Genomic DNA, 22645 nt, shown 5'->3' on the forward strand with positions numbered 1-22645 from the left:
CGTTCGCCGAACTCACCCGAGCGACCTGAATCCCGGCAGGGGTCCGAGGTTCGGGGTCTCTACCGACTCCGGAACGCGACTTCGCCCGGCCCCGGGGGCGGGCTGGGTGCGGTTCGTTCACCGCTGCGCTTCGAAGTGCTCTTTCATCGCCGGGTAGTAGTCATCGAAGTTCGGCGCCGGCCGGCCGTCGTGCGAGGCTACCAACGCGTCCAGGTAGTACTCCCAGCCCGGGCCGACCTCGCCGACGCCCTCGGTCTCGGTCAGGTGCTGCGTGAACCGCAGCTCGGTCACGCCCGCATTTTCGGCCAGCACCATGTCCAGATGCCAACTGCCGTGCTCGTCCACGGCGGAAACGGCCAGCCGACGTTGCGGCTCGCACGCGTCGATGGTCATGTCCATCCAGGGTTTGCCCTCCTCGTGCACCAGCTGGACCTTTATCGTGCGTCCCGGCGCCGCCTCGCCCTGCCACGGGCCGAACCAGCGTTCCGTACGCGCCGAGTCAGTGAGGCTCGCCCAGACGTCAGCCAACGGAGCGCGGAACGTACGGGTCAGCACGAGGTCCTGGCCGAACAGCCGGCCGGTGGGTGTCGGGCTCATGCGATCTCCTTCTGGGATGGGTGTCGCCCGGCGGCGGTGTGCCGCTCGCGGCGGGTGCGGTAGACCTCGGTCTCCAGCGCGTCGAGGCGGTGTTGCCAGCCGGACGGGCGCATCAGCCGTCCCAGCCATCCGGTCAGTTCGTCGAGCGGCGCGGTGACCAGCGTGTAGACGCGCCGACGTCCCTCCGCCGTATCGCGCACCAGGCCCGCCTCGCGCAACACGCGCAGGTGACGGCTGACCGCCGGCCTGCTGATGACGAACCGGTCGGCGATCTGCCCGGCCGAGAGCGGTTCGTCGCGCAGCATCAGCAGGATCTCCCGCCGTACCGGATCGGCGATCGCCGCCGCCACCTCGTCCACGCCGAAAGCGTAACCAACAGGTTACGCTTTACGCAACGGTGCATTCGCTGACCGGCTCACCGAGTCATGCTCGGATGCACTGACCTGCCGCGGTTCGGGGCGCCATCGGGCTTGACGAGCGACCTCGTCAAGCGACACCTGGACCTGCCGAACTACGGGCTCTGGATCGGGCCGGAAGCCCGACAACCCGGAGCGGGCGCCAGGTACACACGTCGGCGCGGCTCTCGACCGCCGACTCAGCTACCGGCCACCCGGCCGGGTCTGGAACCAAAGGATCACGGTCGCGGCGAGGAACGCAGACACAAAGAACGCGCACGGGCACAGCAGGAACAACGCCCATCCTTGAGCCTTTTCCAACCTGGTTGCGCTGGTCACGGCAGGGTTGGAGTGTCCCGGCGTTGACGACGGGCTTGAAGGGTGACCTCACCCAAGCGGGTCAACGACTCCGGTCAGGAGGTTAGCGCGATGAGAGTCGGCTGTTCTCGGGCGAACCTTGGTTTCCTGTTGGTCACTGTCCAGCCATTGCGGGCCGGCGGGTCGGTCGGTTGGGGCGTGGTCGGCGAGGTCGGCCTCGAAAATGTGGCGGGCGGTTCGTACGGTGAGGTGGCTTCCGCGGGTGCCGACCAGGTGGAACTTCTCCAGCGGGAGGCCGGTGGGATCGGTGAGGACGACTGGGTCGTGTCCAACGATGGTGTCGTCGAGTAGGCGGCATTCGGTCAGGCGGTACGGGTTTCCGTATTCGCCGATGAAGACGGCCTCGTCGTCGTAGACCAGTACGGCTCTCGCGCCGCGGACTGGGCCCGGTCGGAAGGGCCGGACCTCGGTGTCGGTGATCCGGACGAGTGGGAATCCGGTGTAGTAGCAGGCCCAGGTGGTACGGGCGTCGACGTTGAGGGCGTAGCAGTCGGCGATGTGGTCGAATCCCGGTGGCGGCCAGTACGACCACAGCCGCCGGCCGTACTCGTCGAAGCGTGCGACGCCGGCGGCGCTGAGCGGGTCGCCGCCGTAGACGCCCTCGTCGAAGTAGCCGACCCAGATGGTGCCCGGCTCGTCGACGGCGAGGTGGCTGATGCCGTCGCCGAGCCGGAACGACCGTACGGGCTGGCCGGAGGTGTCGAAGACCTGCGCGTTGTCGTGAGCGGTTTCATGTCGCTGGCGGATGCAACGGGGCTGGACCAGCAGGAACTCTCCGCCGGGCAGCAGGTCCACCCGGGATGGCGCTATCGTCACGCCGCTCAACGACACTTGGCGCCAGCCGTGCCCGGCGTCGTGGAGGTGGATTCGCACCCGCACGTCCCGCAGCCGGTTGCGTCGACCACAGTATTCCGAAACGGCGATCAATCGGCCCGCGACGGTTGCGTTCAGCGCGACGAGGTCTTCCCCTGCGCTCAATGGTGGGAGTTCGGCTGTCCGGCGGCCATGCAGCGTACGCATCACGATCTTGTATCACCCGTAAGGGGCGCTTTTCATCCTCCATGACGGTCGGTTTCGATCGTATGGAGGACGAGGATGGCCTGCACGGTCGCGGTGGCGCGGCGTGGGCAGCAGCGTAGCTTGGTCAGGATCTTCCAGGTCTTCAAGGTGGCGACGGCTCGTTCACCAAGGGCGCGGATACGGGCGTGGGCCTTGTTCACCGCCTTCTGACGGTGTGACAGCTTGGGCCGGTAACGATGACGCTTGAAGGGGGTGCGGACACAACCGCCGGCCCCTTGGTACGCCTTGTCCGCGAAGGTCATCACGTTCGCGCCGTTCAACGCCGCCACGATGCCGTGGGTGCCGGCGGCGGTCAGGTCGTGTGCCGAGCCGGGCAGCGCCGCCGACGCCCAGACGAGGCGTCCGGCCGGATCGGCGATGACCTGCACGTTCATCCCATGCCGCCGGTGCTTCCCGGAGTAGTACGGCTTCTGGTCGTGTACGCGGTCGATCGGAATCAGGGTGCCGTCGAGGATGGCGTAGGCCAGCAGCCGGATCCTGCTCATCGCCTGGTGCAGGTCGTCGGCGGTCGCGACAAGCAGAGTGATCACCTCGCGGACATAGCGCCAGGCGGTGACTACCCCGACTTCGAACCCGGCGGCCAGACAGGTGAAGGTGTCGCCGTTGCGCAAGTGGGCGAGGACGAGCAGCGCCTGACGGCCGGGGTCGAGTCGGCGCCACCGGGATCGTCGCTGGTGGCGATGGCTACGGACCAGGTCGGCGATGTGGTTCAGCGATCGGGTGCACAGCGGGATCGAGGCAGGGTAAGACAGCAACGAGGCTCCCGATAGGGGCATCTTTCTTGGTCGATTGCTTGTCTTACCGGGAGCCTCACCTCACCCAGCTACCCGCCTCCTCTACGCCGCTGACCTGCACCATCAGGTTGGAAATGGCTCCTTCCACGGTGCACAGCCTAGGCTCACCGCACGCACGCCGAGCCCGGCAACCTGCGCACAGTCACGGCAGTCCTCGCTCAGGTCGGCTCTGGCGAACATCCCCATCTGCCGCAGAATCGGCGATGGGCTGCGTACGGGTCACAGAGCGCGGCGGCGTACGGCTCGCTCGTAGCGTCCGATGATGCCGATGGCCATGCGGCCCGGTCGCGCCCGGAGAAATGTTCTTGCAGGTCGGATTTTGTACCGTGGACAATCGCGTGCTGTGTCGATCGTAGGTATGGAGGCAGAGGTCCCGCCCAACACCGTCGTCATCGTCATCGACGTCATCCGTGCCTTCACGACCGCCGCGATCGCCTTCGAGCGTGGCGCAACGGAAATAGTCTGCGCGCCCTCGGCCGAGGTGGGCCGAAATCTGCGGCTACTGCACCCGGATCACCTTCTCGTCGGCGAAATCAACGGGCTCAAGCCAGCGGACTTCGACTTCGGGAACTCGCCGTTCGAGATGTCGATGGCGCAGTTGGACGGCCGGCGGTTGATTCAGACGACGTCGAACGGTACGCGCGGGCTCGTCCGGTACCCGGATCCAGCGGTGCTGCTCGCGGTGTCGGCACTCAACGTCGGCGCCACCGCCCGGTGGATCAGGACGAACCACGCCGAGACCGCGTGCACTCTTGTCTGCACCGGGCGGACCGCTGAGGACCAGGCCTGCGCGCGATATCTGAGCGGCCTTCTGCAGGGGTCGAGGCCGAGGCGGACAGATTTGATCGCGGGCATCATGGAGGGCGCCGCCGAACACGTCCGTGCGTATGCACGGCAATCCGCACCCGAACGGGTTGACCTGTCCAAGGATCTTCCCATCTGCTGCGACGTCGACCGATCCGAGTTCGCCATGGTGGGCGAGGTCCGTCGGGGCCCACGTCGCGCTAACGAGGGTGCCACGCTGAACGCCGCATCCTTGCCTGCCGACATCAGGCCAGGATGGTCGGACGGACCGAGCGGGCTCACTCTACGGCCGCCGACCGATGGCGCGCTCCCCAAACCGGCGCGCCGGGCACCGGCGCACGTCACTCTCCGTACGCCGCAGGTTCAACCTGTCGGACCCACGCTCGTACCCAGACAAGCCCCGCTCGTGCGCGACCTCGGTCTCTGCGCGGCGGTCCCTCGTCCAGACGCGACGGGGACGTCATCACCAGGAACGCGGATCGGGCTGGTCGGTTCCGGCGAGTGGAGCGGTCAGATCTGGCGCTAGCTAGATGGATTCGTGATACTAGAATCGTGAATCTATCCAGGCTCATGGTGTTGGGCCTGCTCGACAGCCAGGGCGCGTTGCACGGACACCAGATCAAGCTCATCGCCCGTGACACCGAGGTGGCGCAGTGGGGCGGCATCGGGATCGGCGCCCTGTACCGCGAGCTGCGGGTGCTGGGCGACGAGGGGCTGGTTCGGGCGGTGGCCGTCGAGCAGGTCGGACGACGCCCGGTACGCACGGTGTACGAGATCACCGACGCCGGCCGGCGGGAGCTGCGCGGGCTGCGCGAGAGGGCTATCTGCGAGCTGCGGTTCGGGCCCGATCCGCTCGCCGTCGCGCTGCTCTTCGGTCGGGTGGGCGACCCGGCCGAGCTGGCCGGCTACCTGGCTCGGCGTCGGGAGGTGCTCGCCGCCACGATCGCCGACCTCGATGCTGAACGCGGCGAACATCTCGCGCAGGGTCGGATCGGCGCGCTGGACTCGGCGCTGTTCCTCCGCCAGGTGAGGCTGCTGGAGGCAGAGATGCGCTGGCTCGACGAGTTCCGCCTGATCCTCACCTCGAAGGAGGAGCAGCGGGATGATCGGTGAGAGTTGGATCGAGGCCGTCGGCGTACGCACCCACAACCTGCGCGGCATCGATGTGCGTCTGCCGCACCATGCGATCGTCGCCGTCACGGGCGTCAGCGGCAGTGGGAAGAGTTCGCTGGTCCTCGACACGCTGCACGCCGAGGCCCGACTGCGGTACGTGGAGGGGTTCGACCCGTACGTGCGGAAGTTCCTCACCCCGCGCAACCGTCCCCAGGTCGACCGCATCCGTGGACTCACCGCCACGCTCGCGGTCGACCAGCGCAACGCCAACAGCAATCCGAACTCCACGCTCGGCACCCTGACCGGGCTGGAGGCGTACCTCGGTCTGGTTTTCGCCCGACTCGGGCCGCTGGCGTCGGGCAACGACTGGACCGGGCCGTTGCACCCGGCGCAGTTCGACCCGTACAGCCGGGAGGGGATCTGCCCGGGGTGCATCGGCACCCGCGAAATCGTCCGGGCCGATCCGGACCTCATCGTGTCTCGACCCGACCGCGCCCTCCTCGATGGCGGTTCGCCGTGGTTCGGCCAGGGGCGGTCGAGTGAGGAACTCGCGCTCCGCTCACTCGCCAAGCACCACGGCACCGAGCTGGAGCGGCCGTGGCGGGAGCAGCCGGAGGAGTTCCGGCGCGCGGTGCTCTACGGCACCGGCGGTGCGCAGATCGATGTCGTGTACACCGGCAGCAACCGGAGGAAGGGCACCGAGCTGACGTACCGGACCAGGCGCGCGCTCGACGGGGCCGTCGCGGAGATCGAGCGGGCGTACGCGGCGGCCGGCCCGGAGGCCAAGCCGATCTACCTGCCGTTCCTGGACCGGCGGGAGTGCCAGACGTGCGCCGGCACCGGCCTCGGCGAGATCGCGCGAACGGTGACCCTCGGCGGGAGGACCTTCCGGGACGTCACGGACGACCGGGTGTACGGGGTCCGGGAGTGGATCCGGGCGGTCGACACGGGGCTCAACGAGGCCCAGCGCAGCGTCGGTCAGGTCCTGGTCCCCGAGCTGCACGATCGGCTCGACCTACTGATCCGGCTCGGGCTGGGACACCTGGAACTCTCCCGAGGCGCGCCGACGCTCTCCGGTGGCGAGCTGCAACGAGCCCGGCTGTCGGCGCAGATCAGCACCGCCCTGACCGGCCTGACGTACGTCTTCGACGAGCCCGGGGCCGGGTTGCACCCGGTGGAGAAGGACCACCTCTTCCAGATCCTGGTCGAGCTGCGCGACGCCGGCAACACGGTCCTGCTCGTGGAGCACGACCCCGACCTGATCGCACGCGCCGACTGGATCGTCGACATCGGCCCCGGCGGCGGCCGCGACGGCGGGCAACTGGTGGCCAGCGGCCCGCCGGCCGAGATCGCGCACCACCAGCGATCGGTGACCGGCCGGTACCTGCGGGAGCCGGACTACCGGCTACGCCGCACACAACGACCACCCGGCCACGGCGACGGCGACGGCCACGGCCACGGCCACGGATGGCTGGTGCTGCACGACGCCGTCGCGCACAACGTCTCGGCCGCCGAGGTCCGGATTCCGCTGCACCGGCTCACCTGCCTGACCGGGATCAGCGGCAGCGGCAAGAGCAGCCTGCTGCACCGGATCATCGCCGACTCCGTCGCCGCCGTACTCGCCGGAGAACCGCCGACCGCGGTCAGCAGCATCACGGGTCTCGACGCGCTGCGCTGGGTCACCGTCGCCGACCAGCGGCCAATCGGCCGCACCCCGCGATCCAACCCCGCGACATACACCAAGGCGTTCGACCTGATCCGACCACTCTTCGCCGGCACCGACGCGGCCCGCAGCGCCGGGCTCAGCGCCTCGGCATTCTCCTTCAACTCCCCCGGCGGCCGGTGCGAAACCTGCCAAGGACTCGGCCGGGTCAAGCTGGACATGCAGTTCCTCGGTGACACCTACCTCACCTGCCCGCAGTGTGACGGCCGCCGCTACGGCCCCGATGTTCTCGCCGTCCGCTACCGTGGTCTGGCCATCGACGAGGTGCTCACCACCACCGTGGCCGACGCCGCCACCCTCTTCGACGAACCGCCGCCGCTTGCCGCACTTCTCCAGGCCATGGTCGACGTCGGCCTCGGCTACCTCACGCTCGGCGAGAGCGGTACCGCCCTCTCCGGCGGCGAGGCCCAGCGGTTGAAGCTGAGCAGAGCGATCGTCCGCGGCGGCGGACGCGATCCGGGCCTGGTCATCCTCGACGAGCCGGTCACCGGCCTCCACCCCGCCGACACCCAGCGGCTGATCGGCGCCCTCGACCTCCTGCTGGACCGTGGGCACACGGTGGTCATCGCCGAGCACAACCCCCATGCTGCCGCCAGCGCCGACTGGATCATCGACCTCGGTCCCGGGGCCGGCGCCGCCGGCGGCCGGATCATCAACGAAGGCCCACCCGCACTGGTCGCGCGCGGCACGGGCCCCACCGCGCCACACCTACTGCGCCTCACCACATGATCGACACCCACCGGCACGAGCAGGTCGTCGGACCCGAACAATCCCGCCGGGACTGCGGGCACGCTTCTGCCGCCGGCCGCGCACAACGCGCCGGAAATCGCGGTACGTCGGCGGCTCGGCGCGCCGCCGAACATGCGGGGTGGCGGCCGGCGGGCTGGGCCGACGAGCGCTCGCCCAACCGAACGTTCGACGATCAGCAAGGCGCGGCCCGACAGTCAGCCGGCCGTAGCGGGCCCACCATCTCACGCGTTGACCGCTCCTCGACCTCGCGCAGTAGGTGTTCTCGGGATCTGTCGCCGGTACGGCAGAGGCGAGCGATCTGCGGCGGCCGAATCAGTAAGGCTTTCTATCCTGGCCTCGGCAGCTGGGCAGTTGAGTGAGCGGTGCCGGCTACGAGAGCCGGGCCAGGAATTCTTCGATCGCGGTACCGACGTCGCCGAGGGCTTGCGCGTAGTTCCGAAGCGGTCCGGGTGGCCGCAAGCCGTGATCGCCGCCGATGATGGTGACGACACTCTTGCCCGTTGCCGCGGCGATGTCAGGTAGCCAACTGGGGTCGCCGGTTCCTCCGACAAGAAGTGTGGGCGCGGGGTTTCGGCCGATCGCCTCGGCGATGACCTCGATGTGCAGGAGCGGCGTCAGCCAGATCGCTGGGAGTTGCCGCTCGGCCGCGAGCATGGCGGCATAGGTGCCGAGCGACTTCGCGATGATCACGGGCTGCGCGGCGGGTGCCGCGCTGGCCAACCGGTGTAGTGCCGCAGAGACGTGCGCCCGAACGAATGGTTCCGGCCCGATGTCGAGCAGGCCGTCCGGAACGGTCCAGGTCACCGTCTCCGCTGGTACGTCGCGGTCGGAGAGCCCCTCCCTGGCAAGGTCAAGCAGGGGTGCCTGCGCACCGTAGCCGAGTCCGGGGACGACCACTCCAGCTAGCATTCGATGACTGTAGCGACCGAAACCCAGCGCTCCACTGTCATGCCGTCTGGCGGGTGCCGGTACCAACAGTGGCTGCGGTATGACCATCTCCCGTTCCCGGTGCTGCCTCCCCCGATCGCGTTCCAGGGTCGCAACACGAACCGCTCTGTCTCCCGTCCATGTTACAGAGCCTCAGTTCAGCAGGCGCTGGGCCCAGTAGACCTGCTGATCCGGTCCCACGCTGATCAGGGCGACCAGCAGGTCGCTGACTGCAGCGGGCGCGGCGGCGACGGCCTGCTCGGGTGGCGTTCCCGGACGCTGCGGGTGCAGCACGAAGACGAAGGTCACCGGTGACGCGTCGACCGACGACACCATGACGGCACTGCCGGCGGTCACGAACCCGCCGTCGACCTTGCGCATACCGATGCCCTGTAGCCAGGGATAGCGCTCCTCGGCCCGGCCCAGGGCCTCGTCCGAGCCGGCGCCCACCTCGTCCGGCCGCGCCGACGTCACGGTGATGAAGCCAGGCATGCGGCGGGTGCCCTTGTCCAGCACCACGATCCGGAACGAACCGTCAACCTGAGGATCGGGCGGACGTTCCCAAGCCACCCGGCCGAGAAAGATCTGGTCGCCATCGCCGGCCCGCTCCGTGTTGCCCTGGCTGAACGCGGCGTCCGCGGTGGCCTGGTCGACCACATTCAGCGTCGCGGTCGCGGCCAACACCTCCGGCCCGTACGGCGGCAGGCTGCGCCACCACCGCCAACCAGCCAGGCCGCCTACCCCGACGAGCAGCACCACCACACCCATGATCAGACCTGCCCGCTGCCTCATGCCTGGCAGTACAGCACGCCATCACCACCATCGATCGGTGCGACGGCAGGGTCGCGCCGTCGCGGTGCAGCGACCTGCCGAGCCCCGGGACGGGAGCCGTCACGCTCCCTGGCCGACTCCCCCGTGCCTGGCGCTGGCTGACCGGGGTTGGCCGCCGCGCATCCGGTCAGTGCGACGCTCCGGCGAGCAACCGGCGTGCCTCGCCCGCTCCGATGTCGGTACGCGCGCCGCAGAGCGGGTTGGTGCAGTAGAGCACGTGTTTCGTCCGGACCCGGAACAGCGGTACGAAGAAGAGGCTGAACCGGGTGACCTCGCGCACCAGCAGCATGCTGCCGGACTGCCCGCAGACCCGGCAGGCCATCGGGACCAGTCCCAGCCGCTCCGACTTGGTGCGCAGACCGAAGATCAGAAACATGCCGTACCCCTGTTCGCCTGGATCGCGTCCCGTGCGGGTTCGCCGGGCTCTTCCACGGTGATACCCCGATGACAGCCGGCTCAGCCCTGGACGGCGGTCCAGGTGGCTCGGAGCCCGGAGCAACAGCGCCGACACACGGTAATGCCGATGAGCGTGCACCGAGCAGGCATACGTTCACCGTCAGCTACCGGTCGGGTGGCTGCTAGCCTCGCTGCCCTATGACACGACGATTCGGTGACCGAGCGACGTTCGCAGTGGAAGTAGGCGAGATGAAGTCGCCAGCGCTCCGCGTCGTTAACCTGTGGGCGGCCGACAAATGGCTGACCACTGACGACGACGTCACCTACGTCCCGTCTATCTCTTGGTACATGCGGTTGGATGCGCAGCGGGTGCGCCAACGCGACATCAGGCCTTGCCCCTTCCCTGGCCTTGCGCCGGAGGAGATCTTCCGGTTGCTACACGGGGACGAGACCGACTTCCGGGAGCAGTTCTGGTTCATGCGGTGGGGCCAGTCCGTCGACAACGTGTCGGCGTACGCCTACCTGGACGACGACCTGGTGATCATCTTCCGGTTCTGGCGTGCGAGGCATCCCTTCCCAGAGGACTTGGGCAAAGTCTTCGTCGCCAGGATCCCACCTGACGAGTTCGCGGCCATCGTCGAAGAAGCAGCCAATCTGCTGGACGCCGGCTCGTCGGCAGAAGATCCAACGAGCGGTCCTCGCCAAACCAGCGAACCCGAACAAGAACACTAGGGATATGTGGATCGAGGTGAAGGCATCCGGATCTACCGCAGACATCCCGTTGCCGACAAGACACTCGCGTCACTGGCCAGACCGTTGCGTCACGAAACTTCGCCGCGCGGTCGATCCGGACAACAAGCATCTGGTGTGGCTACCAGTCGCGCCACTCGTCGGTGAGTCCGCTGCGCTCGCGTCCCCGGCGAGCGGCCAGTGCGTCCACATCGACGCCCGCGGCCGTCATGACGACGTCGATGTACTCGCAGAGTTCCTCCCGGGTAATGGTGTCGATGTGGCCTCCGAGTTTTTCGTCGACACCGTTGAGGGCGAGCACGGCCCGTTCGACTGCGGCCCAGACGGCCGGGTCGGCTGGGGTGGTTCCAAGCTCGGCGACGTCTCGTTCATACGCCGCCAGGGCCGCGTCAACGCCAGCGACGAACTCCGTCGGCCATGCGGTCGCCGCATACGCCTCATTACGAGGCAGCGTCCCGGCGCCGACCGCCTCCTCCTGTTCGGCCACTTCGCGCCGCCATCGGTCGGTCAATCGCTCGGTGACAGACGACACAGTAGGTGAAGGGCCTACACCTACCGCGGCGCTCGTAGGGTGACCGTCGATGCTCGGCCGGTCGGTTCGTGGCGGTCAGGACGGGTTCTCCCAAGAGGAGCCAACTCGGCTCTGGGGCTTCCGGAGATCAACCAGCGTCGCGGGCACCACGCCTACGATGAGACGGTCGTCGAAGGAGGTGCGGGTGGGTTTGTTCTCGCGCAAGAGCAGAGCCATTCACTCGGACGTCGAGCAGTCGCGGGCGACGTACCAGCGCGCTCTGGCGCTGTTCGATCAGAGGCGCTGGTCGGAGGCAGCCGACGGGTTCGCCGAGGCAGCCGGCGCCGATCCGGGCTCGTCGAGCTGCCGACTGTTCCTCGGGGTCTCGCTAACCAACGCCGGTCGGTGGGAGGAGGCACTCGAGCCGCTGCGCGCGTGCCTCGATCTGCGACCGGAGTACTTCGAGGCGCACAACGCACTCGGCATGGCCCTCGGCAAGCTCGGCCGCTTCGCGGAGGCCGACGAGCACATCGTGCACGCCGCGCGCCTCGGCCACCCGCAAGCGGCGATCACCATGCGGCGGCGGGGTATCGACTACTGCCGCGAGTGCCACCGGCCCGTGCACCGGACGGAGCCGGCGAGCGTTGACGTCAACGTGATCTCACCCAAGGTCGGCATGCAGTGCACGGCCTGCGACGAGGTGTTCTGCGTTCCCTGCCTGATCGGCGACGCCGACTCGGCGTTCAACGTGCCGTGCCTTCGATGCGGCGGCGAACTCACCCTGATGGAGCTGGACCGCTGAACCTAGCGGGCATAGCCGCAGCAGCCACTGTCGCGCCGACGTGCCGAGAACGTCAACGGCCGCGTGTATCGTCCAGACGAACCACCCGCCGGATCGCCCGGCACATGTTCCGGCATCCGCTTCTGCCGCAGACAACGCGCGGTTGATACGGCAGCCGCCGTTCGTGATCAATGAACTCATTTCAACGTGGCCAGGGCGGCGACACCTGACGCCGGCCAACGGCCCGGATGCCTCGGTCCGATGCCAGCTGCGCGGCCCGCGTCTCCAGATAGCGCTGCTCGGGCCGGCTCAGGGTGAGTCGCGCCGCCAGCCGGTAATGCTCCTGCGCCCCGGCCCGGTCGCCGGCCAGCTCCAGCAGGTGGGCCCGTACCGCCGCGGTCCGGTGGTGCCGGGCCATCAGCGGATCCTCGGCGATCTGGTCCAGAGCGGCGAGCCCGGCTTCCGGGCCGTCGACCATGGCACGCGCCACGATCCGGTTCAGCGTGACCATCGGGCTCGGGGCGAGTGCGTGCAGCATCCCGTACAGGGCGAGGATCTGCGGCCAGTCGGTGTCCTCGGCGCGCGCCGCGTCGTCGTGCACCGCCGCGATCGCAGCCTGCAGCTGGAACGGACCGATCGGGGCCCGGGCCAGCGTGTGGGTGATGATCGCGACGCCTTCGGCGATCGCGTCCGCGTCCCAGCGGCGCCGGTCCTGCTCGGCGAGCGGGACCAGGGCGCCGTCCGGCCTGGTACGCGAGGGCCGGCGTGCGTCGGTGAGCAGCATCAACGCGAGCAGCCCGGCCACCTCCCCGTCGTCCGGCAGCCGCCGGTGCAGCTGCCGGGTCAGCCGGATCGCCTCCCGGGTCAGCTCCACCCGGTTCAACGCGTCGCCGGAGCTGGCCGTGTAGCCCTCGTTGAACGTCAGGTAGAGCACGTGGCGGACCGCAGTGAGACGCTCGCCGAGCTCGCCCGGCGCGGGCATCTCAAACTGGCTGCCGGTGTCGCGGATCCGTTGCTTGGCCCGGCTGATCCGCTGGCTTACGGTGGCCTCCGGCAACAGCAGCGCCCGGGCGATCTCCGCGGTGGTGAGCCCGCCGACCGCCCGCAGGGTGAGCGTGACCTGCGCCGGCACGCTCAGTGCGGGATGGCAGCAGAGCAGCAGCAACGCCAGCTCGTCGTCGCCGCGGACCTGCGGCACGGGCTCGAGCCGGACCGCCTCCTCGCGGCGGCGGCGGGCCGTCTCGTTGCGGAGCAGCTCCACCCGCCGACGGCTCGCCACGGCGATCAGCCAGTTCCGCGGATGCTCCGGGACGCCGGACTGCTGCCACTGCCGGACGGCCGCGATCAGCGCCTCCTGCACCGCGTCCTCGCAGGCCTCGAAATCGCCGTAGCGGCGCACGACGGCGGCCAGGACCTGCGGCGCGCAGTCGCGTAGCAGGTCCGGAAGCCCGGTCACAGCTCCCATGTGCTCATATCGAGGATCGGGCGCACCTCGACCCGGGTGTACGCGGCGTCCGGCGCCTTCGCCGCCCAGGCGACCGCCTCGTCGAGATCCGCGACGTCGATCAGGTAAAAGCCGGCCAGGTGCTCCTTGACCTCGGCGTACGGGCCATCGGAGGTGATCGTCCTACCGTCGCGCACCGAGACCTGGGTGGCCAGGGCCGGGTCGCCCAGCCCTTCGCTGACCACCAGCACGCCGGCCTCGCGCATCTCCTCGGTCAGTCGCAGGTGACCGAGGCCGAAGTCGGTCCGCTGCTGATCGGTCAGCGTCTCCCAGACGGCCAGCGACTGCGGGTTCGACTGGATCAGGAGCAGGTATTTCATGGCTTCTCTCCTTTTCTCTCGTCTGGATGTCGAAACCGGCCGGCCCGGCTTCGACATCCCGGGCGAGAGAGAAAGGTAGGACCTGTCATGGACGAGATCCGGGAAGTCATCGAGGGCAAGGCCGCGCTGCTGCAGAAGGGTGATGCCAAGGCCATCCTGTCGTACTACACTCCCAGCTTTGTCGAGTACACCCTCGCCCCGCCGCTGCGCCAGCCCGGCGACGGCCGGAACCCGGCCGCGCTGGAGGCATGGATAGCCACCTTCGAGGCGCCGCCGCGCCGCGAGGTCACCCAGTTGGAAATCACCACGGACGGCGACGTGGCGTTCGCGACCAGCCTCGACTGCCTGACCGCTGTGCCTCGCGGCTCGACTGAGAGCTTCAGCCTGTGGTTCCGAGTGACGCTCGGGTTGCGCCGCATCGACGGGCGCTGGCTGGTGACGCACGAGCACGAGTCGGTGCCGTTCGAGATGGACGGCTCGTTCCGCGCCTCGATCGGGCTGACCCCCACCAACTGAGGTCGACAGGGGCGCCGGGCCTGCCGCCGACATCCGTCGGCGGCAGGCCTCGGCCGGAGGCTGGCCTCAGGCTGCCTGGGCTTCGCCGCAGCGGACGCTTCGCGTTATCTTCCTTCGATACCGGCCGCGAGCGTCCAGGTGTCGGCGTACGGGTTCCGGGTGCAGAGCCAGGTACGCCAGCACGCACAAGCAACCATCGACGTCAGCAGTGCCTACGGGTGGCCGACAGAGAAGGAATCGGCCGAGGCGTGCGCTCACCAACTACGCGACGTAACGATGAAGGCGGTCCGGTGACGTGCGGATCTGCCGATGAGCGCGCACCGTTGCCTGCCGGCTCAGGTCACATGGCCGGCACCGCGGTGAACATCGATGGCAGAGCACGTGGACGAGACACGGACCGGCAGGGTGGCCGTCCCGACCGCGTTGCAGCGTCGTGCTCGTGCAGCGGGTCGGCGGAACGGCGGGACGCGCCATACGGATGCGGAGATCACGCACTCGGCCAAGCCCGGGCCAACGAAGCGCCAGATTAGCATGGACTAATATAAGGCGAAGCTGTTAGTGTGCGCCGGTTCACTCGAGGACTGGAGCGCTCCGTCATGAAGTACACCGTCTCGATCGAGATCGACCTGCCCCGGGAGAGAGTGGCCCAGCTGCTCGCCGACCCGGAACACCTGCCAAAGTGGCTGCACGGCCTGGTGCTGCACGAGCCGCTGAGTGGGGTACACGGGCAGGTCGGTACCACGTCGCGAGTCATCATGCAGATGGGGCAGCAGAAGATCGAGTGCACAGAGACCATCACGCGCCGGGAACCGGTGGACCTGCAGGGTATCCCGAGTGAGAGCGTCGTTCATTTCGACCGCGAAATCGTCGGCAAGGGCATGTGGAGCGCCGTGCGTGACCGCCTGATTCAAGCCGGCCCGGAGACGACGCTGTGGGAGAGCGAGAGCGAGTACCGGTTCAGCGGCTTGCTGATGCGGCTGATTGGACTCCTCACGCCCGCCGCCTTCCGCAAGCAGTCGCAACAGCACATGCAGGACTTCAAGGCGTTCGCCGAGCAGGGAAAGGACGTCCGCGAAGCGAAGCGCTGATCAGACGCGAACAATCTGCCGCAATCCGCGTCCGCACAACGGCGCCACCGCCCTGCCGGCTCGTGCAGAACCTGGGTTGTGCGGCTTGGGCCTGTCGCTCAGGGTTGCCCGGTTCCCGGATGGGGGCGTGAGCAGCGCCCCGTCCCGCCGTAGAGATGCACGCGATGGTCGGCAATGCGGTCCGGTTGGTCGCGCACGAAGCGGTCGTCGGCCACCTGGCCGTAGCTGACGTGCACCAGCCAATCCTCGTAGTACCAGCTCGGGTTGCATGCGCAGCCGGTGAACCGGAAGTTGGCCCGGTAGCGGCCAACCTGCCCCGGTGCCAGTACGAACAGGCGCGTCGACGCGTACGGGCGCGGATAGGCCACCGAACCGGGTAGCCGGTCGACGGTCACCGTCGCCTCGTCACGACCTAGCCAAAGGCCAATGGCTCGGGCCTGCTCAACGCCTCCGGCCAGCACCTCGTCATGGCGTTCGTAGTTGACCGCCTCGTCAGCCAGGACCTCGTGAATGACCACGTCGGTCTCCGGCAGTGACCCAGGCAGGACCATCGCCTGGTCAAGGCCGCGACGGGCAACCGCGGCCGGCGCACCACGTGCCGCAGCCGTCCACCGCACACGAACACGCTGAATGACGACCACACCCAAGCTTCGCTCAGCCCGCATCCCACCCGCCAGCCAGTATTCGCACAAGCCATGAACCGAACGCTGCGTAGCGTTGCGATGAGTCTGGTAGGTCTGGCCAGCGCAGGTAAGCGATGTCCTGGAGTCGTCGGAGTGTCATGATCTGCAGGAACGGTACGTTCGCCACCCGTACCGTCTCCGCACCCACCGGCTGTGCCCACAACCCCTCGGTGTCGTACGGCAGGCACCCCTCCCGCGGCACGAACCGAAACCAGACCTTGACCAGACCCTCATCGACCGGCGCTGGTTTGTTGGGCGCTACCGTCGTCCCGCCGCGCTCACCTCAGAGGTAGTCGAAGTATCGGATGAACCACGTCGGCGGGTACAACGGATAGGCATCGCGTAACGCGTCGCTGGTTCCGTCGTACTCCGAGGACAGCACGTCCTCCAGCAGCGGCACATAGTTCAGCGCTGCCAGCACCTCCAGCACCGCCCCGCGATCGGTCTCAGCGATCAGGTACAGAGTCTCGGCATCGTCGTAAATGCCCGGTCCCTCCGCGCCCACCAACGCCAGCCCACCAAAGTTGCTCACCCGAACGAAGATCGCCACGCCGTTCTCCGTCGCCGACGCCGGCACCACCAACTGCCCCAGGTAGCTCGCGTCCTGAACCTGACGACCCGCCTCCGCCTCGCAGGCGCACCCGAACCGCTCTTCCAACCCGGCCACCAGCGACCGGAAGCGCCGCTGCTCAGCCCCGTAATCGAACACGGCCGGGTACTCGAGGCATACCGGATCGTCCAGCCGCCGCAGCAACGAAACGACCTCGGCTCGATCGGGCAAGGTCACCAGGCCAACCCTACTGCCCGGAGACCGTGCTGCCGAAAAGCCGGCGTCCGTGGTCCGGGGCCAGAGCCAACGTCTGCCACCAGCGTCTTTACGTCGTGGAGGACGTTGGCATTGACAGGCGAGTTGACCCGGGCGTACTCCGCTGCGGGGTCAGCCGTGCAGCCGAGGCTAGCTGCCCGAAGGAGGCGCTGTCGCCCTGATCTGCCTCCGCCTCTGCCTCTGCCTGTACGCCTGGACCCCGACGCACCGATCACGCTGGGTCGAGGCCAGCCCCGGTATGGTTTTCCTTGCGGACAAGCCGAATTGACTGTAGTCGGTGTGTCCGGGTCTCCCAGCCCGGCTGCTGAGGCTCGTCGTTGTGCACGATGATGTCGACGTGATCGGTCGGGCGAACCGTAGCGAAGTACAACTGTTGGGCGGGGATGTAACGCTCGCGCCAGCGCCGCTCGACTTCGGCCCGAGATAAGACCCGCCGCTCCCGGATCACGGCACGGTCGACGGTCTTCTCTAGCGCGGTCGACACGAAGATGCGCAGATCCCACCGATCGATCAGTTCCGGGCGCATGAGGAAGACGCCGTCGAAGACCAGTACGGCGTCGGCGGGGGCGGTCGTGACCGGCGGGGACAGCACAGCATCCGCTGTGCGGTCGTAGACCGCGGATTGGAAGCGCCGATCTCCGCCCGGACCGAGCGGATCGAGCAGTACCTGGTTCAGCGCCTCGTAGTCGTGGGTGTCGAGGTAGCAGCCTTCCGCCGAGTACTCGCCACGCGGGTAGCGCACTGCCCGGGGGAAGAGGAAATCGTCGATCGTCGCGCGGATGACGTGGCGGCCCAGTGTGCCCAGGACAACGGCCAGTTCGTCGGCGAGCGTGGTCTTGCCTGCGCCGGGCGGTCCGTCGACGGCAACCCGCGTCGGGTGCGCGACTGTGACGGCCCCGACCGCCTCGGCCAGACGGCGGAGCACCTCGTCGCGGGTGCCTTGGTCCATGTCCTGCCCCGTCCCAGTCCCGCGAAGGTTGCTCACGTCGACCCGACCCTATGCCCACCAGGCTAATCGTCGTTCGGGTAACCCACACCCGAACGAGCGGGACAGCCAAGACCAGCGATCCAGATCAGCCGACACCCGGTGCCGGCCCGTCGACCGCAGGGCCTCGCTCGGCCCTGTCGGACACCGTGAGAAGAACGACGACCAGGATCAGCAGCCCGGCAACGGCGCCGAAGTGGTTCTGCTGCGCCAGTACCCACGGCGGTTCCGGCGGCGGGAACTCCGGCGTCACCGCAAAGGAGAAGACCGCCTTCCACGACCCCCACGCGAACAGGAACCCGGAAGCCAGCCACGACAGCAGCAGGGGCGCCCGGCCGGTGTGGCGGGTCAGCGTCCACGCGCCCCACGCGGCGACCAACGCCCACACACCGCTGTTCAGGGTGAGCAGGTGCCACTGCCCGTCGCGGCTGTCGAGCGTCGCCCCGTTCAGGCCGATCGTCCCGCCGAACCCCCAGAACAGTTGCGGCAGGCCGAGGAGAACGCAGAGCGCCGCTGCCAAGCGGGCCACGGTCACCCGTACGCCATGCCGCGCAGAAAGACTCCTGCCGGAGAACGCCTCCGGCCACCGCCGCAAGGCGTAGACCGGAGCGGCGATCGCCATACCGAGCGCGAACCCGGCGAACGACACCGCCAGCAGACCGACCTCCCAGCCAGTCATCGGTGCTTCCGTAGCGGTCTCGCCGGTGTTCGTGTTCACCAGCGCGAGAATCGGGATGAGCGGGGTCATCGGCACCAGGAGGCCCATCCCGATCCAGCCCGGGAGCAGCATCAGCCAGGCTGGCACCCGCGCGCCCCATCGCTGCGCCAGCGCGAGGCCCAGCAGTATGGCCAGCCCGGACATCGCCACCGTCAGCCCGTTGACGGCCGCCCAATCCAGGTGGCTCCATGCACCCTCGTGCAGTCCGCCGCCGCGCAGCCCGTCGATCGTCCAGAAGATCTTCATGACGAAGTACGGCGCCATCGCGAACGCCGCGCCGTACGCTGCTATCCGCCCGACACTCGACCAGTAGCCCCCCGGCGTCGTGCCCGGGGCGTGGGCGACCCTCGACGCCGCGGGTGACCGCGACCCTTCTGCTCCGCCGGTCACCGGCAGTGCCGGCCCGGCACCGTCAAGCCGTTCCTCTCTCCGCATGCCGCCCACGCTAGGTTCGGGCCCGCCAGCCGGCCTCCCCCGCGAACGGGAGCGGCCTCCCGTTCGGTGGTGACCCGCTGACCGGCCTGAACTTGACCAGCTGCGGCCGTTTCGGCGGTAGACGAGCAGCCGGTCGGCGCAGCTCGGTTCCGGCTACGCCGCAGGTCTCGGGAGTGAGGTCGGCGGGCAGGCCGCACACCGCCGACGCGACTGCCTGCTCCGCCGTTGCGTTTCGTCGAGAGACTGTCGCATGTAGCCCGGGGTCATCCGGGCGTTCGCGGGCGGAGGCGACACGGGTGCAGCTCTGGATATTCGTCGCGCCGGGCGAGACGTCCGACATAGTCGAGCTTGCCGAGGAAACCATGGCGCTGGGCGACCGGTTGCTGGAGCGCGCAGCCGACGGTGTCGCCTCGGTGCGCCACGGTGACGTACCGGCCGACGGGGGGCCCGTGGACGCGTTCGCCATGGGCGCGCTGCTGGTCGACCTGGTCCCGGCGGCGCTGCCTGTCGTGATCGGGCTGCTGCGGGAGTGGCTGGTCGGCCGGCCGGTGCCCTCCGTCCGGGTCGTGATCGACGGTGACGTCCTGAAGGTGGGCCGGGCGTCGCGCGAGCAGCAACGCCGGACGGAGGCGTTCCTACGGCGCCACGGTGGCTGAGGACGCCGCGCCGCGCAGGCCCTTCGCCCGGGTGACCGGAGCCGGCCGGCCACCCGCCAGCGCCGTCCATGGCCGAGCCCGCGTCTCACCGTGGATCGAAGGCGTGACGCGAGTGGGGTCAGGCTGACCGCCTGACCCCACCGATCGGTTCGGCTCCGGTCAGCCGAGGTACCTCTCCCACGGGCCGGTGATGGCCAGGGTCAGGCCGGGATCCTGCATGTTGACGAAGAGCACCTTCCCGTCGGCGGTGAAGGTCGGCCCGCAGAACTCCGAGTCGTTGAGTTGGTTGCGGGCGATCGCGTACGTCGGGCCGCCCGGAATCGCGCTGAGCACGTGGGAGGCGCCCGAGCCGTCCTCGGCGAGCACGAGGCTTCCCCACGGAGTGACGGTCACGTTGTCCGGCCCGTCGAAGGTGAGTCCGTCGTACCTGACCGGCGTTCCCTCCTCCGACGCGGTCTGGTGTGGGAAGTACGTCACCAGCTGGATCGTCTGGGCCCGGTAGTCGTAGAACCAGACCATGCCGTCGTGCGGCGCGGCGTCCGCCGGAAGGTCACCGTCCTCCCAGGCGTAGGAGTTGACCACGTACACACCCTCGTCGGTGCCCCACACGCCCTCGAACTTGCGTCCCCGGGTGACCTCGCCATCGGTGAACTGCTCGCGTACCGGCGTGGTCCGGGCGTCGCGCTCGGGCACCTCGACCCAGCGTACGGGGAAGGGGCGGCCGAGCTGGGCGGAGGTCAGGTAGGCGACGTCCGGCAGCACCGAGCCGTCGTCCATGATGATCTGCATCGCGGCGAGTACGCCGGCGTCCGGGGCGAGCCGGGTGAGCACACCGGGACCGAGCTTGACGCCGCGCGGGGCGGTCCAGCGGTAGAAGAGGCCGTTGGGCCCGTCGGCGTCCTCGGAGAGGTAGATCCTGGTCCGGTCCTTGTCGATCGCCAGGGCCTCGTGGGCGTACCGGCCGAGGCACCTGATCGGCCGTGGGTCCGCGCTGCCGTCGGCCCGGACCTCGAAGACGTACCCGTGGTCCTTCTGGAATGCGCCGGACCGGCCGTCCTCCTCCCAGGCGTCCCCGGCGCGGTCCTCGGTCTCCTCGCAGGTCAACCAGGTACCCCACGGGGTGGGCCCGCCCGCGCAGTTGGCGACGGTCCCGGAGAGTGCGACGAATTCGCCGAGGTTGCGACCCGAGCGGTCGGTCCTGATCACGGTGCAACCACCGGCGTCGACGGCGCCGGGATCGTAGACAGTGCCCTTGACGTGCGGTACGCCGAACTCGGCGCCCGGATCGATCTCGTGGTTCTGGATCAGGGTGTAGCGGCCCCGGCCGGCGTCGTAGACGGCCATGCCGTCGTGGTCGGCCGGGGTGAGTCCCTGGCCGCCGTCGAGCCGGGTGACACCGGTCCGGGTGACCACGGCGTAGCTGAAACCCTCGGGCAGGGCCAGGATTCCGTCGGGATCGTCCACGAGCGGCGGGAAGGGCACGTGACCGGCCCCGACCGGCGGGCGGGGCCGGCTCGGGTGAGCCTGGGCCAGGGACGGCAGGCCACCGGCGACGGCAAGGCCGACGCCGACGCCGCCAGCGAGGAAGGTACGACGAGAGGGACGCACGTGGGTTGGCTCCTGTTCAAGACAAGTACGACGACTTGCCAACCAACTCCTGCGGGCCGACAATGACGCGTCATCCATACGATGGATCGATGACATCGTGGTGAAGGATCAGGGTTCTTCACGCATCGCCCAGACGACGACGTATCACCCACCGACCGCGCGGCCGGGTCGATCCAGGCACCCGACGCTCGCCCGCGGCGCGACGGGGTGGCCCGCTTCGTACCGGGCCGGTGGCTCGGGCGTCAGCGTCAGCGTCAGCGCGGTGCGGCGGTGGACTCCCGGACGCGCAGGGACGGGCTGATCACGACCCGGTGGGTGGGGCGGGCGGGATCCGCGAGGCGGTCGGCGACCAGCCGTACGGCGGCACGGCCGATCGAGCGGCGCGGCGGCCGCACCGCGGTCAGCGGCGGGCTGAAGAGGCCGGCGACCTCGTCGTCGTACGCGACGATCGAGAGGTCGCCGGGCACCGACAGCTGTCGCTCCTCGCAGTGCTGCACGAGGGCGATCGCCTCCGCGTCGGCGTGCACCAGCAGCGCGGTCGTGCCGGTCGCCAGGCAGCGGTCGAGGACCTCGTGGAGCAGGGCGTCCCGCTCCGGCGAGCGCGAGTCGGGCAGCACGACCTCGACGGTCGACGCCGGGTCCAGCCCGCACTCGTGCACGGCCTCCAGCCATCCCCGGCGTACGTGCGGGCGGGTGGGGCTGTCGGCGTCCAGCACCACGCCGATCCTGCGGTGGCCGAGGGAGGCGAGATGCCGCACCGCCATGGCGGCACCCAGCGCGTGGTCGGTGACCACCGACTCCATCACCGCATGGTGGGCGCCGACCGTGGCCGTACGCTCCAGCAGCACGGCCGGGACGCCCTCGTGGGCCAGCCAGTCGATGGTCCGCTCCGCGGTCGAGGTGTCCATCCTCGGCGCGATGACCAGCCCGTCGACGCCCATCCGGTCAACGAGACGTTCGAGCTGGGGTTTGTCGTCGTCGGTGTCGTACGAGGAGCCGCGCAACACCAGCCGCATGTCGAGCTCCCGGGCGGCCTCCTCGGCACCCCGGGCCACGTCGGGCCAGTAGTAGTCCAGCGACGGCACGAGCATGCCGAGGGTACGTCCACCGAGGGAGTTCCGGCCGACGGGCGGTGCCTCCTCCGGCGCCGGGGCCTCGTCCGGCGTGATGAGTGCGACCCCACCGTGTACCCGCCGTACCAGCCCCTCGGCGGCGAGTTGGGCGATGTCGCGCCGGATGGTGATGGCGGCGGCGCCGAGCGCCTCGGAGAGGTCGGAGATCCGCATGGCTCCGTCGCGTTGCAGCGCCGCCAGCAACTGCTGACGGCGGGCGACCTGTAGGGGCGCCCGGTTCTCCACGGAGCTGGTGCCACTGCCGTCCAGGGTCATCTGTTACCTCCAGGGAACACGTCATACCACCGCACGGCCGGCGGGGCGGTCTCCGGACCATGGTTCCTCGGATGGACAGGACGGTCAT

General features: G+C 69.1%; 24 protein-coding genes. 8 read left to right on the plus strand and 16 right to left on the minus strand.

Translation table 11 applies throughout. From position 1 onward, the window contains the following. Nucleotides 1-117: 117 nt before the first annotated feature. The 4 genes from C6361_RS06120 to C6361_RS06135 all read right to left on the minus strand — a co-directional run bounded on the left by C6361_RS06120 (nt 118) and on the right by C6361_RS06135 (nt 3205). On the minus strand, nt 118-597 hold the full coding sequence (locus tag C6361_RS06120) for an SRPBCC family protein (protein ID WP_107267067.1): 480 nt from the start codon (nt 595-597) through the stop codon (nt 118-120). After that, on the minus strand, nt 594-956 hold the full coding sequence (locus C6361_RS06125; RefSeq protein WP_107256216.1) for a metalloregulator ArsR/SmtB family transcription factor: 363 nt from the start codon (nt 954-956) through the stop codon (nt 594-596). Before C6361_RS06125 ends, C6361_RS06120 begins: the two co-directional genes overlap by 4 nt. Nucleotides 957-1379: 423 nt before the next feature. Beyond that, entirely contained in the window at nt 1380-2390 is a 1011-nt protein-coding gene (locus C6361_RS06130; RefSeq protein ID WP_159079205.1) for a hypothetical protein, read from the minus strand. Between the two features lie 32 nt (nt 2391-2422). Next, nucleotides 2423-3205 carry a transposase family protein gene (locus C6361_RS06135; protein WP_107267069.1) on the minus strand — a complete coding sequence of 261 codons (783 nt, stop codon included), beginning with the start codon at nt 3203-3205 and terminating at the stop codon, nt 2423-2425. Between the two features lie 382 nt (nt 3206-3587). On the opposite strand from C6361_RS06135, the gene C6361_RS06140 reads away from it, so the two are divergent. The 3 genes from C6361_RS06140 to C6361_RS06150 are packed head-to-tail and all read left to right on the plus strand — an operon-like array spanning nt 3588 to nt 7613. Further along, on the plus strand, nt 3588-4574 hold the full coding sequence (locus tag C6361_RS06140) for a 2-phosphosulfolactate phosphatase (protein ID WP_159079206.1): 987 nt from the start codon (nt 3588-3590) through the stop codon (nt 4572-4574). Between the two features lie 26 nt (nt 4575-4600). After that, complete coding sequence (locus C6361_RS06145; protein WP_159079207.1) at nt 4601-5161, plus strand: PadR family transcriptional regulator; 561 nt, start codon at nt 4601-4603, stop codon at nt 5159-5161. After that, complete coding sequence (locus C6361_RS06150; protein WP_107267072.1) at nt 5151-7613, plus strand: excinuclease ABC subunit A; 2463 nt, start codon at nt 5151-5153, stop codon at nt 7611-7613. The genes C6361_RS06145 and C6361_RS06150 overlap by 11 nt, the downstream gene beginning before the upstream one ends. A gap of 390 nt (nt 7614-8003) precedes the next feature. Here the strand turns inward: C6361_RS06150 and C6361_RS06155 are convergent, their stop codons facing one another. From C6361_RS06155 to C6361_RS06165, 3 genes are all read right to left on the minus strand, one after another. Next, nucleotides 8004-8543 (minus strand): alpha/beta hydrolase, encoded by a 540-nt coding sequence (locus C6361_RS06155; protein WP_107267073.1) that lies wholly within the window; start codon nt 8541-8543, stop codon nt 8004-8006. A 171-nt stretch (nt 8544-8714) separates the two neighbouring features. Continuing rightward, nucleotides 8715-9320, minus strand: a complete 606-nt coding sequence (locus C6361_RS06160) for a hypothetical protein (RefSeq protein ID WP_159079208.1) — start codon at nt 9318-9320, stop codon at nt 8715-8717. 199 nt (nt 9321-9519) lie between these two features. After that, nucleotides 9520-9768 (minus strand): zinc-ribbon domain-containing protein, encoded by a 249-nt coding sequence (locus C6361_RS06165; RefSeq protein WP_107256227.1) that lies wholly within the window; start codon nt 9766-9768, stop codon nt 9520-9522. A gap of 218 nt (nt 9769-9986) precedes the next feature. Between C6361_RS06165 and C6361_RS06170 the strand changes: the two genes are divergently transcribed. Further along, nucleotides 9987-10520: a hypothetical protein gene (locus tag C6361_RS06170; RefSeq protein WP_369931364.1), complete on the plus strand. Its 534-nt coding sequence runs from the start codon at nt 9987-9989 to the stop codon at nt 10518-10520. A gap of 139 nt (nt 10521-10659) precedes the next feature. Here C6361_RS06170 and C6361_RS06175 read toward each other — a convergent pair whose 3' ends face one another. Then, complete coding sequence (locus C6361_RS06175; RefSeq protein ID WP_234359360.1) at nt 10660-11025, minus strand: hypothetical protein; 366 nt, start codon at nt 11023-11025, stop codon at nt 10660-10662. A 229-nt stretch (nt 11026-11254) separates the two neighbouring features. Here C6361_RS06175 and C6361_RS06180 point away from each other — a divergent pair, with 229 nt between their 5' ends. Beyond that, a complete protein-coding gene (locus tag C6361_RS06180; RefSeq protein WP_159079209.1) occupies nt 11255-11851 on the plus strand; it encodes a tetratricopeptide repeat protein in 597 nt (198 codons plus the stop codon). Between the two features lie 181 nt (nt 11852-12032). Here C6361_RS06180 and C6361_RS06185 read toward each other — a convergent pair whose 3' ends face one another. Both C6361_RS06185 and C6361_RS06190 read right to left on the minus strand, forming a co-directional pair. Then, a complete protein-coding gene (locus C6361_RS06185) occupies nt 12033-13295 on the minus strand; it encodes an RNA polymerase sigma factor (RefSeq protein WP_107267077.1) in 1263 nt (420 codons plus the stop codon). Then, nucleotides 13283-13654 carry a YciI family protein gene (locus tag C6361_RS06190; RefSeq protein ID WP_107256235.1) on the minus strand — a complete coding sequence of 124 codons (372 nt, stop codon included), beginning with the start codon at nt 13652-13654 and terminating at the stop codon, nt 13283-13285. The genes C6361_RS06185 and C6361_RS06190 overlap by 13 nt, the downstream gene beginning before the upstream one ends. An 87-nt stretch (nt 13655-13741) precedes the next feature. Here C6361_RS06190 and C6361_RS06195 point away from each other — a divergent pair, with 87 nt between their 5' ends. Together C6361_RS06195 and C6361_RS06200 are read left to right on the plus strand one after the other, a co-directional pair. Further along, nucleotides 13742-14170, plus strand: coding sequence for a nuclear transport factor 2 family protein (locus C6361_RS06195; RefSeq protein WP_107267078.1), 429 nt, complete (start codon nt 13742-13744; stop codon nt 14168-14170). Between the two features lie 596 nt (nt 14171-14766). Continuing rightward, nucleotides 14767-15258: an SRPBCC family protein gene (locus C6361_RS06200; RefSeq protein WP_107267079.1), complete on the plus strand. Its 492-nt coding sequence runs from the start codon at nt 14767-14769 to the stop codon at nt 15256-15258. Nucleotides 15259-15356: 98 nt separating this feature from the next. Here C6361_RS06200 and C6361_RS06205 read toward each other — a convergent pair whose 3' ends face one another. The 4 genes from C6361_RS06205 to C6361_RS06225 all read right to left on the minus strand — a co-directional run bounded on the left by C6361_RS06205 (nt 15357) and on the right by C6361_RS06225 (nt 18734). Then, the gene (locus C6361_RS06205) at nt 15357-15776 is read right to left on the minus strand and encodes a hypothetical protein (RefSeq protein ID WP_234359361.1); all 420 of its coding nucleotides are present in this window, start codon (nt 15774-15776) and stop codon (nt 15357-15359) included. Nucleotides 15777-16224: 448 nt separating this feature from the next. Beyond that, nucleotides 16225-16728, minus strand: a complete 504-nt coding sequence (locus C6361_RS06215) for a hypothetical protein (RefSeq protein ID WP_107267082.1) — start codon at nt 16726-16728, stop codon at nt 16225-16227. 250 nt (nt 16729-16978) lie between these two features. After that, nucleotides 16979-17716, minus strand: a complete 738-nt coding sequence (locus C6361_RS06220; protein WP_234359362.1) for a uridylate kinase — start codon at nt 17714-17716, stop codon at nt 16979-16981. Nucleotides 17717-17840: 124 nt separating this feature from the next. Then, nucleotides 17841-18734, minus strand: a complete 894-nt coding sequence (locus C6361_RS06225; protein WP_107267083.1) for a hypothetical protein — start codon at nt 18732-18734, stop codon at nt 17841-17843. Nucleotides 18735-19201: 467 nt separating this feature from the next. Between C6361_RS06225 and C6361_RS06230 the strand changes: the two genes are divergently transcribed. Continuing rightward, on the plus strand, nt 19202-19561 hold the full coding sequence (locus C6361_RS06230; RefSeq protein WP_159079210.1) for a hypothetical protein: 360 nt from the start codon (nt 19202-19204) through the stop codon (nt 19559-19561). A 159-nt stretch (nt 19562-19720) separates the two neighbouring features. Here the strand turns inward: C6361_RS06230 and C6361_RS06235 are convergent, their stop codons facing one another. Together C6361_RS06235 and C6361_RS06240 are read right to left on the minus strand one after the other, a co-directional pair. Continuing rightward, the gene (locus tag C6361_RS06235) at nt 19721-21169 is read right to left on the minus strand and encodes an alkaline phosphatase PhoX (protein WP_199853267.1); all 1449 of its coding nucleotides are present in this window, start codon (nt 21167-21169) and stop codon (nt 19721-19723) included. Between the two features lie 254 nt (nt 21170-21423). Beyond that, the gene (locus C6361_RS06240; protein WP_107267086.1) at nt 21424-22557 is read right to left on the minus strand and encodes a substrate-binding domain-containing protein; all 1134 of its coding nucleotides are present in this window, start codon (nt 22555-22557) and stop codon (nt 21424-21426) included. Between the last annotated feature and the right edge of the window lie 88 nt (nt 22558-22645).

The organism is Plantactinospora sp. BC1, from assembly GCF_003030345.1.
Lineage (GTDB): Bacteria > Actinomycetota > Actinomycetes > Mycobacteriales > Micromonosporaceae > Plantactinospora.